This is a genomic window from Bradyrhizobium sp. UFLA06-06, from assembly GCF_054820065.1.
Genome location: NZ_JADFUD010000022.1, coordinates 45,016 through 57,522, shown reverse-complemented (window position 1 = coordinate 57,522; position 12,507 = coordinate 45,016). Strand labels below are relative to the sequence as shown.

General features: G+C 60.4%; 12 protein-coding genes. 10 read left to right on the top strand and 2 right to left on the bottom strand.

Features of this window, described 5'->3' with window-relative positions; all coding sequences use genetic code 11:
- The first annotated feature begins 32 nt into the window (after positions 1-32).
- Positions 33-653, top strand: a complete 621-nt coding sequence (locus tag IF803_RS20155; RefSeq protein ID WP_461193206.1) for a peptidoglycan recognition protein family protein — start codon at positions 33-35, stop codon at positions 651-653.
- Between the two features lie 131 nt (positions 654-784).
- Here IF803_RS20155 and IF803_RS20150 read toward each other — a convergent pair whose 3' ends face one another.
- A complete protein-coding gene (locus IF803_RS20150) occupies positions 785-1,036 on the bottom strand; it encodes a DUF1127 domain-containing protein (protein WP_461193205.1) in 252 nt (83 codons plus the stop codon).
- A gap of 235 nt (positions 1,037-1,271) precedes the next feature.
- On the opposite strand from IF803_RS20150, the gene IF803_RS20145 reads away from it, so the two are divergent.
- The 6 genes from IF803_RS20145 to IF803_RS20120 all read left to right on the top strand — a co-directional run bounded on the left by IF803_RS20145 (position 1,272) and on the right by IF803_RS20120 (position 6,705).
- Positions 1,272-2,825, top strand: coding sequence for a winged helix-turn-helix domain-containing tetratricopeptide repeat protein (locus IF803_RS20145; RefSeq protein ID WP_461193204.1), 1,554 nt, complete (start codon positions 1,272-1,274; stop codon positions 2,823-2,825).
- A 210-nt stretch (positions 2,826-3,035) separates the two neighbouring features.
- Positions 3,036-3,911 (top strand): L,D-transpeptidase, encoded by an 876-nt coding sequence (locus tag IF803_RS20140; RefSeq protein WP_461193203.1) that lies wholly within the window; start codon positions 3,036-3,038, stop codon positions 3,909-3,911.
- A gap of 611 nt (positions 3,912-4,522) precedes the next feature.
- Positions 4,523-4,693, top strand: coding sequence for a hypothetical protein (locus tag IF803_RS20135; protein WP_461193202.1), 171 nt, complete (start codon positions 4,523-4,525; stop codon positions 4,691-4,693).
- A gap of 265 nt (positions 4,694-4,958) precedes the next feature.
- Positions 4,959-5,138, top strand: a complete 180-nt coding sequence (locus tag IF803_RS20130; protein ID WP_461193201.1) for a hypothetical protein — start codon at positions 4,959-4,961, stop codon at positions 5,136-5,138.
- 187 nt (positions 5,139-5,325) lie between these two features.
- The gene (locus tag IF803_RS20125; RefSeq protein ID WP_461193200.1) at positions 5,326-5,505 is read left to right on the top strand and encodes a hypothetical protein; all 180 of its coding nucleotides are present in this window, start codon (positions 5,326-5,328) and stop codon (positions 5,503-5,505) included.
- Positions 5,506-6,282: 777 nt separating this feature from the next.
- A complete protein-coding gene (locus IF803_RS20120; RefSeq protein WP_461193199.1) occupies positions 6,283-6,705 on the top strand; it encodes a GFA family protein in 423 nt (140 codons plus the stop codon).
- A gap of 317 nt (positions 6,706-7,022) precedes the next feature.
- On the opposite strand, the gene IF803_RS20115 is transcribed toward IF803_RS20120, so the two are convergent.
- The gene (locus tag IF803_RS20115) at positions 7,023-7,430 is read right to left on the bottom strand and encodes a hypothetical protein (RefSeq protein WP_304498854.1); all 408 of its coding nucleotides are present in this window, start codon (positions 7,428-7,430) and stop codon (positions 7,023-7,025) included.
- Between the two features lie 644 nt (positions 7,431-8,074).
- Here IF803_RS20115 and IF803_RS20110 point away from each other — a divergent pair.
- The 3 genes from IF803_RS20110 (at position 8,075) to IF803_RS20100 (ending at position 12,449) form a co-directional block, all read left to right on the top strand.
- A complete protein-coding gene (locus tag IF803_RS20110; RefSeq protein WP_461193254.1) occupies positions 8,075-9,001 on the top strand; it encodes a formylglycine-generating enzyme family protein in 927 nt (308 codons plus the stop codon).
- Positions 9,002-9,125: 124 nt separating this feature from the next.
- On the top strand, positions 9,126-10,802 hold the full coding sequence (locus tag IF803_RS20105) for an arylsulfatase (RefSeq protein ID WP_370143915.1): 1,677 nt from the start codon (positions 9,126-9,128) through the stop codon (positions 10,800-10,802).
- Between the two features lie 159 nt (positions 10,803-10,961).
- Positions 10,962-12,449 carry an arylsulfatase gene (locus tag IF803_RS20100; protein ID WP_461193198.1) on the top strand — a complete coding sequence of 496 codons (1,488 nt, stop codon included), beginning with the start codon at positions 10,962-10,964 and terminating at the stop codon, positions 12,447-12,449.
- The last annotated feature ends 58 nt before the right edge of the window (positions 12,450-12,507 follow it).

Genomic DNA, 12,507 nt, shown 5'->3' with positions numbered 1-12,507 from the left:
CCCTAACGAGCAGCGACACCGGATATTCCCTGATGATGCCTCGCCTGCTCACCGCGCTCCTTGCGCTGGTCCTGTCCTCCGCCGTATCAGCCCAAAGCCCCGATCTCGCGGCCATCGCGCGATCGCAAGGCACGCCCGAGATTCCCGGCTTGAAGATGGTCTGGCTGGCGCCCTGGGGCGACGTCGCCAAATCGCATCCCTGGCGCAACATCATCGTGCACCAGACCGAGGGGCCGCAGGGCTCGGCGCGATACGGCGCCGAGGCGCAGCACAAGAACCCGACCCGGCGCGGCGTCATGGTCTGGGTCGAAACCGACGGCACGGTTTACTGGTCGGTCGCCGACAACCTCGTTCCGACCCACACCGACGGTGCCGATCGCAACGACAACAAATACATCGACAACAGCAAGACCTATCACCAGGTGAACAAGGACACCTCGATCGGCGTCGAGTTCGCCGGCAATTACCCCGACGTCACGACCGGCCCGACCGACGCGCAGGTCGCGGCCTGGCGGGTGCTGGTGAAGGTGCTGCGCGCGCGTTACGGCATTCCGCCGGAGCGCGTCTACGCGCACAACTGGATCGACTTCAAGGACGCCCGCTACTGCGAGGGCTGCGCGCTCGCGACCATGGCGCGGCAATGGGCCGAGTAGGGCGCATACGCATTAAAATCCGGGACACCCGCTTGCGCGGACGAAGCGGAAACCCGATCCGGCCTCAGGGATATCGCCTCCTGACCTTTTCGGAAGTCGGTGGGCCCAACCCGGCCGTCTACCGCTGACAGTTATCGGAGCCATTCGCCGGATCGGATGCCTCGCGGGTCAATGTCTCGGTGCGAGGCGACGTAATCGATCTCTCCGCGCGTGGTACCGATGTCCATCAGCTCCGCGTCGCTTAGGTTGGACAAGGTGGCGCGCAATTCCTGGCGTTCGCGGCGCTCCCGAAGGGCATCCCAATATTTCCAGATGAAGCTGGAGACATGCCGGGTCGATACGGATGTCCGTTCCAGCCATGTTGTGCCGTGCGTCGAGCTCATCGCGCAGTCTCCATAGGATGGTGTTTCTTCCACGGCTTTAGCGCTCCCCTGTTGCCACCATGGTGTCAGGAGCCGTCATAGCCGGCACGAGGATGCCGCGAGAGCTGCGGGTATGCTTGACCGGCGGCTTACATTTTCCTCACCTGCAGCTTATTCTTGCGATTTCCAGCCGGCCCAAGGCGCTGCCCGGTTATCGGGGGCTCTCATCCGAGGGGATTCCAGGGGGATTCGCATCTTGCGCTATCTCTTCGAGGATTACGCATTCGACCTTGACCGGCGCGAGTTGTATCGCGGGGCGGACGTCGTCCGCATCGCCCCGCAGGTGTTCGATCTGCTCGATTATCTGATCCGCAACAGGGAGCGCGTCGTCAGCAAGGACGACCTCATCAATGCCGTTTGGAATGGGCGCAGCGTTTCGGATGCGGCACTGACGACCCGGCTGAATGTCGCCCGAAGCGCAATCGGCGATTCCGGGGAGGAACAGCGACTGATCAAGACGTTACCACGCAAGGGATTCCGTTTCGTCGGACAGGTGCAGGAGGCGCGAGAGGTTGCAGGTCCGGATCCGGGCGATACGCCCGAGAGCGCCCCTGCGGTACCCGACAAGCCCTCGATCGCCGTGCTGCCGTTCGCGAACATGTCTGACGATCCCGAGCAGGAGTACTTCGCGGACGGGATGGTTGAGGAGATCACGACCGCGCTTTCGCGGTTCAAATGGCTGTTCGTGATCGCTCGCAATTCGAGTTTCACCTTCAAGGGCAAAGCCGTCGACATCAAGGACGTCGGGCGCAGGCTTGGCGTCCGCTATGTCCTTGAGGGAGCCGTGCGCAAGGCGTCGGGGAAAGTTCGCATCACGTGCCAGTTGATTGAAGCGACCACGGGCGCACACATCTGGGCGGATAGGTTCGAGCGTGACCTGACGGACGTTTTCGCGCTGCAGGACGACATCACGCTCGCTGTTGTCTCGGCTGTTCAGCCAGAGTTGTTTCAAGCCGAAATCGCAATGGCGTCGCGGCGGCGACCGGAAGACCTCACCGCATATGATCTTTATCTCCGGGCAATACAGCAAGCCGTCCGATCGACCCGCGAAAGTCTGGCCGAGGCACTCCGACTGGTGCAGCGCGCCCTGCAGCTTGACCCTGGGTTTGCTGCCGCGGCAGCTTTGGCAGGTGCCTGTCATTTGGAAAACGTGCTCAGGAGCTATGCGACCGACCAACAATTCGAACGCGAGGCGGCCCTCCGGCTTATGCGCCTGGCATTGAGCCTCGACGATCATGATCCAGGCACGTTGGCAACTGCCGCATTGATCTCGGCTCTTTTGGTCGGCGATTGCGAGGCTGAGATTGAGATGGCCGATCGGGCGGTCGCGCTCAACCCGAATTCATATAACACATGGAACCGCAGAGGCTGGGTCTATAAGATTGCGGGGCAGCCGGAGGAAGCGATCCGGAGCCTCGAACGCGCCATGCGAATGAGCCCGGTGGACCCGCTCCAATTCACAGCGTTAACCGGGATGGGATTTGCCCTTATTGAGCTTCGTCGCTTCGACGAGGCTATCGTTGCAGGGAGGAAAGCCCTGCGTCAGAACCCTTCCTATCCAGGCGCATACCGCTGCCTCGCGTCCGCTTTCGCTCATCTCGGACGGGACGCTGAGGCCCGTGAAGCGGCGGCCGGCGTGCTTGAGCTCGACCCCACTTTCACAATATCGGCGTGGATCGCCCGGAGCCGGCTATCAATCAATGCGAAGCTGATGATCGAGGGTTTTCGCAAAGCGGGATTGCCCGAATGAGCCGCGCTCGTCCGCATTGACAGGCTGATCTATAGGGCGCGATTTGCCGCGGCGCATTTCCGGAACCGGCGATCGAATGTGGACGACGGGTGTTGCAGAACCAGAGCCGCCGTTAACGACGCTTGGCGATTTCCAGCCTGAGCGAAATCGCTTCGAGGCTTGTTAAAATTTGCCGGGTACCTCTTCCGGGCTTGGGATCGGGGGAGAGGTATGGGCAAGCGGGCCAAACGTGGAAAGATCGAAACGCTCACCCTGCCGATCGCCGGAAGAGTTGTAGTTGGCGTCGTGGCCGCTGCCGCATTGGGGTACAGCTTGCTGTGGCGGCCGGCGAGCGTTCAACCGATACGGAAGCAAGCCGCGCACCAGGTGCCGGCGCCATCTAGTCCGACGCCGTCGACTCCCATTCACGTAGCAGCGCCGGTTCAGGCTCCAGCGCCAGTTCCGGTTCCAATCCCGGTCCCCGCACCCCGGATCGAAACACCAAAAGCCGCTGATGCTCCCGGAAGATTTGTTCGGCAGGTGGTTGACTACGTCAGTCACCAGCCGCCGGGCACCGTCGTCATCGATACCGGAAACACATTTCTCTATCTCGTTCTGAACGGCGGGCAGGCGATGCGCTACGGCATCGGTGTCGGCCGCGAAGGTTTCACATGGTCCGGTGAACAGGTCGTGGCCCGCAAGACGGAATGGCCGGATTGGCGTCCGCCTGCAGAGATGCTTTCGCGCCAGCCTTATCTGCCGCGGTTCATGGCGGGCGGTCCCGGCAATCCGCTCGGTGCCCGGGCGATGTATCTGGGCGATACCGAATATAGAATTCACGGCACCAACAAGCCCGATACGATCGGGAAGCGGGTTTCGTCCGGCTGCATCCGGCTGACCAATGACGACGTCACGGACCTTTATGATCGGGTGAAAGTCGGAGCGAAAGTGATCGTGCTTCCGGCACAAGCTGCCCATCGACCATCCCAGGGCTCGCCGCCCGATGCTGGCGTCTCATCGCCGGAACCGGCGTCGCCGTCGAGCCGGCCCTCGGCAGTCAACGCGCAACCGCAGTCGTCTCGACCGAAGATGGCCGACGCCCAGTAACTCAAAGCAGGACTTGCGTGGCCCTTGTTCGATGATCGCTTTCAAGTCTGAGCCGTAAGCTTCGAGGTCGATAATGCGGACGCGACAGTTGCGGCACTAATATACGAGTTTCTATTGCCGCCCGGTTTAGCCACCATAGGCGGCTTTTGACCCGAAGCGGACTCCCGGCCAACTGCCATGTTCCCGGATTGGTCTGGTATCACCATCCGTTCTGACAGGACGGTAGAGTGCTGTCCGTCTTAGGCACCGGCGCAGGGCGCAACTCACATAAAATAGGGGCCGCCAACGCAAGCGACCCCTGCCGGATAACCAAAAAAATGATCTTTATGAAATAGCCCGGTATTAGGACCCTAGGCCCCTTCTGCGCCAAAGCAGATTCCGTAGAAACACGGTGACAAGAAACGGCCCCAGCACGTTGGAACGAACACTGGGGCCGCCTCACCGCGCCGTCTCTGGCTGTCTCTTATACACATCTGACGCTGCCGACGAACATGTGTATAAGAGACAGGTGTTACCACGGGCCTCCATGGGTGAACCGAGTTTCCCTAATTAAGTCCGGAACGGACTTAACTCCGGTCTGTTGGGTCAGCATGATCGGTGGAGATCATGCGATGCTCAAAGCAGAAGAAGCTTTCCGTCGCTGCAAGTGCGGGCGAGAGCTGACCAACCTCCGCAGCTTTCCCGACACGCAGACTGGAACGCGCTTCCTGACGCAACGCTGCGAGGCGTGCGGAGAGGTCAGCATTATCCTGTTTGAGGAAAAGGGAGCGGCATCGCAATGAACCTCGCCGGCTGCCTCAGTTGGCGGGTCCGAGGAACGTTGCGCGGCTTCCCGACTTGAGTCCCTCGTTCCGGGCAGGAACCCAATGAGGAAATTCGCATGGGACCAATTAGACGCCGGAGCATTCAAACTGAGACGCTGGAACAGCGGCTTGCCGGACAGGCCGAAGAGATGCGCGAACGGGCCAAGTCGATGCCGCCAGGTGTTGAGAAGGAGGCGCTGTTGAAGCGCGCCAGGCAAGCCGAGACCGGCGCGCACGTGAGCGAGTGGCTACGCTCTCCCGGGCCGACGTGAATCGAGAGGAGGCGAAGCAAGAACTCGAACAGAAGCTGCGCGGCTATCGTGGGCTTTCGGAGCGTTTCGCCGATGACGTTCTGCGGTTTTTGCTCATGGACATAATCAAGGACATCGAAGAGCAAATAGCGGAGCTGGACCGCCGACCTTAGCAACCTTCCGCTCGCTCAGCCGTATCTCTCCTGCTGGAGGATTGCATTTTCCAGTTCGAGTGCCAGCGTCGCCAAGTCTTATACAGCTTGGTCGCGCTGTGCGCTTGAACGTCAGTGCCAAATAAGGGCACCTTGGCTTTCTTACCTATGTGAATGGATTTATCGACCGATCCTGCGATCCTATGGCATGGCCGGTCCCGAACAAGCGTTGCGCACTCAAATGCGCTTTCACTTAGAGGTAGCTTCGGCGTACGCCGAAGAGCTGCATGACACACGCACTCAAGCCGTTGTTGATAGAGTGCTGCAAGAGGTTGAGCAGGACGAAAAGCCGGACCCTAAAGAGCAAGGCCGCCAGCCCAATCCGTAGGAACCACCTCCAAGTACAGATATTGAGAGTAGGGTCTGTGGTGCGACGCTTGAAACACCGAGCCCGTGCCATCCACCCGGAACGGCCCATCGTCGATCGCGCGGTTGGCGGTGGGCCGGTTCTTGTTTAGGGCTGCTTTAACTGGTGGCGTCTTTCATTCAGCCGAACCAGCAGTAACTCAGGCCCATGGTTGAGCCAGTGCTCGCGCACTTGAGCACGCTGCATGGCCCGATGGATATCGAACGCATCATTTCGGTCGTCCAGTCAAAGCGGCCTTATCCGCTTCTGGCCCTTAGCCGACCTTGAAGGCAGAAATATCCGCTTTCGGGAGGCAAGCCGACCGGGGCCAAGCGGGCCGCCATGGTCGGCTTGTGACCCGCAAGAGACATTGGCCCTCACCCATGATAGGCAGCCCAGCTTTGATGACCTGGGTTGAATGCACCATCTCAGGGCCTGTTGCGCAGCTTCCGATCCGCGCCGATTACAACCTTGCGAGCCTAAACTCGTGTTGTCGAAGATTCGTCAGATTCTGGACGCAACCATAAGTTTAAGTATACTCGAAGGGCGCATCGAATTGTCGCAGCCACAGCCGGAGGAATAATGAATGATTGGCTATGTGACGCTGGGGACTAACGATTTGCCGAGAGCCGCGGCCTTCTATTTCCGCGATTTGGACGGCAACAAACTGAACGCGTTCGCAATGGAATCGACGCAATAGTAATCTAAGGTTGTGTCAGGTGAAATGTCGTATCATCTCTAATCGCAGAGGGGGACAACATGACGCGAATGGCCAGCTGCCAGTGCGGACAGCTAAGTCTCACGGTTGAAGGCGAACCCGCCTTGGTTTCAGCCTGTAACTGTACGCGATGCCAGAAGCGTTCGGGATCTGCATTCGCACTTTCATCCCGATGGAACTCTAACCAGGTGAGGGATCGTTCGGGCAAGGGCCTAACTTATAGTCGCAAGGGTGCGTCAGGCGGGAACGTCCTATTCGAGTTTTGTCCCGTGTGTGGTTCGACAGTGAGCACAAGTCTTGAACTTTTGCCCGACGTCATCGGCATTCCGGTTGGATGCTTCGCCGATCCAGCTTTCCCTGCGCCCAAGGTAGCTGCCTGGTGCGAGTCAAAACTTGAATGGGTTCGCTTTCCTGATGGACTTCTCTTGCTGAGGGATCAGACCCAACCAATGGATACACGCTAGGTGTCGTGGCACTTTCGGATCGGCTGCTACCGCTCCCGGCCCTTGGCCGACACAGCCAAGAGCGCCTCGTTTGTCCGCACCCGAGGCTGATGCGGACATTCGTCGGCAGGCGGATCTATGCGCCTACGTCTTGGATCGAGGCGCGTGCCGAAGCATCGTGCCAAGAACCAGCTTCGTAGGATGGGTGGAGCGATACCCATCAACCTTGTGCTGCGCGCGTTACGCCTTCCGACCCGAAGCGGTCCTGCCGGCGGATGGCGCGTCGTCGCGTGCGCCATCTGCCCCTGCAATCGATCTCTTGCGAAGAAACAAGAGCCTTAGGCCTTCAGGTCCGTGATCCGCATGATCGCGACCACATTCCCGTCATTGTACGCCTGTTCTTTTGTTTCCTTGTTACAGGTCCAGACAAAATTCTTCTTGCCCGTAAAGGTCTTTCCCTCCTGATCAAGCCGAAGCTCCCCTTCGGTGATATGGCAGATCATGGCATTCATCATCGGGGGACCCATGGTCTTCGATCCCGGCTGCATAATGACATCGCGCATTGAGACTGTCTTGAATCCTGGGATCAGGGATGGTGTCTCGCCTTCATATTCACGCACCACGACACCTGGCCAAGGTGCCGTATCCTTGTAGCCCGTGGCTTGAGCCTCGGCGGGCTTGATCATGGCAGTCGAAACCGCTGCCAACGCGATTCCCAGTGCGGACCTTCGATCGACCTTCCTCATCGCTTTTCTCCCGACGTTACCGAACGAGCCGCCGCAAACGCAGCGCGCAAGGTTCGTGGTGAACGGTGGTGCGAAACCGAAAAAAGAACGGCCTCTAGGAGAGCGTGCCTGCCGATGGCACCAGTGCTGCTCGTTTGCCCGGACGGTGATTTCGGCGCGTCCCGTTTCAAGGGCCGTGACATTCTACGCCACCTGACGCATCCGGGGAACAGGTGGCGTTGCACGAAGACACTGCGGCCTGTCGGGAATGTCCGAAATTGGCCCCTTAGCCGACATGACCAAGTGCGCTTCGTTTGTCCGCACCCGAGGCTGATGCGGACATTCGTCGGCAGGCGGATTGATGGGCATACGTCCAGTGCTTCCCGGAATGCTGCTCCCGAAGGCAGTCCCACCTTGATCTAGATCAAGATCGCCTTAAGCGAGTGAGTGTCACCTGTATCAGCTTCAGGGCGGCCAGTGCGGCACCGCGGCATCCGTGGGTCGAACAGAGGCCGCGCGCGCAGATATTGGACCACGGTCCGATATCACGCGAGGGTTTTGCCTCGTAGCGCGGAAAAGACCGGCTGGGAGGTGACCCCTTGCGAGCGAAGTCCAGGCGCGCGCGCGATATCGCCATTTGCGATGGTCCGTCAGATATCGACCAGATGATCTTCATACCCGGCGGGACATTCCGCATGGGGTCGGACAAGCATTATCCGGAGGAGGCGCCGGCACATCGGGTGAGTGTCGATGGCTTCTGGATGGATCGCCATCCTGTCACAAACAGGCAGTTCGGAAAGTTCGTCAAGGCTACAGGTCACGTTACCGTGGCCGAGATTGCGCCCGACCCGAGAGACTATCCCGGGATCCTACCGCACATGATTTATGCGGGCTCCCTGATGTTCTTGCCGCCACGGCACCCGGTCGGCCTGCGCGACTTCAGCCAGTGGTGGACCTTCGCGAGGGGGGCTGACTGGCGGCATCCCTACGGACCGAATAGCAACATCGATGCGCTCGATCATCATCCCGTCGTGCACGTGGCTTTCAACGACGCGCTTGCGTACGCGCAATGGGCTGGCAAGGAACTGCCGACCGAAGCGGAGTGGGAGATTGCGGCACGCGGCGGGCTCGATGACGCCGAGTATGCGTGGGGTGACGAATTCATGCCGCGCGGCCGTCACATGGCTAACACCTGGCAGGGTGATTTTCCGCACCAAAACACCAATGCCGACGGTTTCGAACGCACCTCGCCAGTCACCGCATTCCCGCCGAACGGCTACGGCCTTTACGACATGATCGGCAACGTCTGGGAATGGACAGCCGACTGGTATTCCCCCAGGCATGAGGCGGATGTGACGAAGGCCTGCTGCATCCCGGAGAATCCGCGCGGCGGGCGTGAGACCGACAGCTACGACCCAAGAACAACCAACGTGAAGATTCCACGGAAGGTCATCAAAGGCGGCTCGCATTTGTGCGCGCCGAATTACTGCCGACGCTACCGGCCGGCAGCGCGTCACGCGGAGCCGGTTGATACTTCCACGAATCATCTTGGCTTTCGATGCATCAGTCGGGGAGTTCCCAATGCATCATAAACAGGAGAGCGTAGCCATGTTGAGTTCTATATTGCCCGACGAGCCGTCGCCCCCTACTGGAACGCCACCCCGCAAGACATCTGGCTGGCTCAAGGGGACCTGCGCCTCGCTGCTCAGCACGACGATGCTGATGGCCTTGTCCGGTCCGGTCAGTACACCGGCCTTGGCGCAAAACCAGCAAAAACCAAACATTCTCTTCATCATGGGTGACGACATCGGCTGGATGCAGCCGAGCATCTACCATCGCGGATTGATGGTCGGGGAGACGCCGAATATCGATCGCATCGGCAACGAAGGCGCGATGTTCACGCACTACTACGCCGAGCAGAGTTGCACGGCCGGGCGTACGGCCTTCTTAACCGGCATGCAGCCCGTTCGCGTCGGCATGGTCTTGCCGGAAATTCCCGGTAGCCCATCCTATCTGCGGACGGGGACGCCGACGCTTGCCAAGTTCCTGCTCGATCTCGGCTACACCACCGGCGAGTTCGGCAAGAACCATCTCGGCGACCACACCGAGTCGCTGCCGGCTGCGCAAGGCTTCCAGGAATACTGGGGCTATCTCTATCACCTCGACGCCATGCAAGGGGTGAGCTTCCCCGACATCAACAAAACCGCGACCCAGCAGACCCTTGCGCCGCCATGCAAGAACACGCCGATCCCCGGCGTGGCTGAGGTCCCCGGCGCTGTAGATCCCAGGACCACGGTTTGCCTGACGCCGCCGCGTCCGATGCTCGCCTGCAAGTCCTCGGACGGCACCGCAAAGAACATGACCTGCAAGGATGAGGGCCCGCTGACTCTCGAGCGATCCAAGACCGTGGACGAAGAAATCTCGGCCAAGGTCGTTGACTTCCTCGATCGCAACGACCCGAAGAAGACCAACAAGCCGTTCTTCGCCTGGTACAACCCGGCGCGCATGCACATCACGACCGTGCTGCCGGACAAGTATCTGAACATGGTGGGCGAGCCTGGCGGCAAGGATTGGGGCGTCAACGAAGCCGGCATGAAGCAGATGGATGACAACATCGGCGTGGTGCTGAAGAAGCTCGAAGACATGGGCCAACTCGACAACACGATCGTCGTCTTCACCACCGACAACGGCGCCGAGACCATCACCTTCCCGGACGGCGGCGTCACACCGTTCAAGGGCGGCAAGCTCAGCACCTGGGAGGGCGGCATGCGCGCTCCGATGGTGATTCGCTGGCCCGGCGTGATCAAGCCCGGCACGGTCAAGAACGAAATGTTTTCCGCCCTCGACTGGCTCCCGACCCTCGTCGAGATCGCCGGCGGGCCCAAGGGCGACGCACTGAAGCAACAGGTCGAGGCCGGCTATCCTAATATGGTCAAGACCACCCTCGACGGTGTTAATCAGATCGACTATCTGAGCGGCAAGTCCGACAAGTCGGCCCGCGACCACTTCCTGTATTACTCCGGCAAGGAGCCGTCGGCGGTCCGCTACAAGAACTGGAAGATGTACTTCGCGATGGTGTCGGACTCACCAGCTGGCTTCATTGCCGGTGTGCAGCCCTACTCCTGGACCCAGGTCGTCAACATCAAGCGCGATCCTTTCGAAACCTCCGTTGGTACACAGCTGAAGACGTTGTTCGGCATGGCCGGGGCTATTGCTTCTCCGTCTACTGCCTACGTCTATGATTGGAACATGCTGCCGATCGGCCAGCAGCTGTGGCTGAGGCACCTAGAGACCTTCATCAAATTCCCGCCGCTGCAGGACCCGGCCAGCTACAACCTGGAACAGGTCATGCAGCGAGTGAAGGACATGAAGACGGCCGGCCGCAGCGACTGATGGCAACATCCGGCCGCGATTGAGAACAACAGAAGCGGTCGGCGCGTAAGCGCCGGCCGCCTGTCCCCGGGCATCCAGAAACTCCACGAGAAGTGCAAGATGAGGCTCTCAACGAAGATTGGGCCGAAGCTCTCTGACTGCGACCGCCGGAGATCGAGGATGATTCGGCGCAGGCACATCTGTTTCGGCATGGTGGCATCATTCGTTGCCATGATGGTCGCTCCCGCGTCAGCACAACAGCAAAAGCCGAACATTCTCCTCATTCTCGCCGACAACATCGGCTATGGCGACATCGGAGCTTACGGCGGCGGCGAACTGCGCGGGGCGCCGACGCCGCGCATCGACCGGCTTGCCGCCGAAGGCTTGCGGCTGACGCAGTTCCTGGTCGAGCCGTCCTGTACCCCGTCGCGCGCCGCCTTGATGACCGGACGCTATTCCATTCGCTCCGGTCTGTCGCTGGTTGCTGTCGAGGGCACTCCAATCTCGCTGCCGGCAACAGAAATCACCATAGCTGGAATGCTACGCGAGGCAGGTTACGCCACGGCGATCTTTGGCAAATGGCATCTCGGTGCCCAGCCTTACAGCCAGCCGCAGAACAAGGGTTTCGACGAATTCTACGGCATCCCACCCGGCGACACCTGGGATGCCTTCCTCATGATCGAGCAGGCTCGGCAAACCAAGACGCTCGATATCCCGATCGATAAGGGGCCACAGATCGTGGAGGCCGCGCGTGGGGAGCCGCTTAAAGCGGTGAAACCCTACACGGCGGACGTGCGGCGCGAGATCGACTGGGAGCTGGCGGAGCGCGGCGTCGATTTCATGCGGCGCCAGAAGGCCGTCGGCAAACCGTTCTTCCTCTATCTGCCGATGTCGCGGACGCACTTTCCGAACCTGCCGTCAAAGCGGTTCGAGGGCCAATCCCGCGTCGGCCAGTTCGGTGATTCCCTGATGGAAGGCGACGCCATCGTCGGCAGAATGCTCGATGCACTCGATCAGCTCGGTCTCGCGCGCGACACCATCGTGGTGTTCGCGTCCGACAATGGCCCTGACGGTCCCGTCTCGCGCCCATTCGGCGGCGACATGCCGGACATGGGCTCGTCCGGGCCGTGGCGCGGGGCGCTGGGTGACATAAGTGAAGGATCGATCCGCACCGCCGCCATCATTCGCTGGCCGGAGCGAGTAAGGCCTCGATCGTCCAACGCCATGTTTTCGATCATGGATTTCTTCCCGACCTTCGCGCGGATAGCCGGCGGCAAGGTGCCGGATGATCGCCCGATCGACGGCATCGATCAGACCGACCTGCTGCTTGGCGGGAACGACAACGGGCGTCGCGAACACCTCCTAACCTTCGTCGGCCCGTCTCTCGTTGCGGTGCGCTGGAAGCAGTTCCGCATCTATTTTGTCGACGTGGCGCCGGGCCGTAGCGGCCCCGGCGGCGCGACCCTCTTGGGCGGAGTCGGCGCCAGCGCGGCACCGATGAACGGCTATCCCAAGGTGTTCAATATCGAAGCGGACCCCCACGAAGAACACAACATCGGAGAGATGTACGAATGGGTGATCGGCCCGGCGCTGAAGACGGTCGAGGAATACAAGGCAAGCCTTGTGAAATCGCCGAACCCGCCGGCCGCGAACATGACTCGCTTTTGAACAGCGACATGCAGCAACGCAATTCAACGCCATGGAGATCGAGGATGAGTACGACCCC

Bases quoted from the DNA above. Each gene is read 5' to 3' on its own strand.
- IF803_RS20155 (WP_461193206.1), top strand. From the start codon at position 33: ATGATGCCTCGCCTGCTCACCGCGCTCCTTGCGCTGGTCCTGTCCTCC.
- IF803_RS20150 (WP_461193205.1), bottom strand. From the start codon at position 1,036: ATGAGCTCGACGCACGGCACAACATGGCTGGAACGGACATCCGTATCG.
- IF803_RS20140 (WP_461193203.1), top strand. From the start codon at position 3,036: ATGGGCAAGCGGGCCAAACGTGGAAAGATCGAAACGCTCACCCTGCCG.
- IF803_RS20135 (WP_461193202.1), top strand. From the start codon at position 4,523: ATGCTCAAAGCAGAAGAAGCTTTCCGTCGCTGCAAGTGCGGGCGAGAG.
- IF803_RS20125 (WP_461193200.1), top strand. From the start codon at position 5,326: ATGGCCGGTCCCGAACAAGCGTTGCGCACTCAAATGCGCTTTCACTTA.
- IF803_RS20120 (WP_461193199.1), top strand. From the start codon at position 6,283: ATGACGCGAATGGCCAGCTGCCAGTGCGGACAGCTAAGTCTCACGGTT.
- IF803_RS20115 (WP_304498854.1), bottom strand. From the start codon at position 7,430: ATGAGGAAGGTCGATCGAAGGTCCGCACTGGGAATCGCGTTGGCAGCG.
- IF803_RS20110 (WP_461193254.1), top strand. From the start codon at position 8,075: ATGATCTTCATACCCGGCGGGACATTCCGCATGGGGTCGGACAAGCAT.
- IF803_RS20105 (WP_370143915.1), top strand. From the start codon at position 9,126: ATGCTGATGGCCTTGTCCGGTCCGGTCAGTACACCGGCCTTGGCGCAA.
- IF803_RS20100 (WP_461193198.1), top strand. From the start codon at position 10,962: ATGATTCGGCGCAGGCACATCTGTTTCGGCATGGTGGCATCATTCGTT.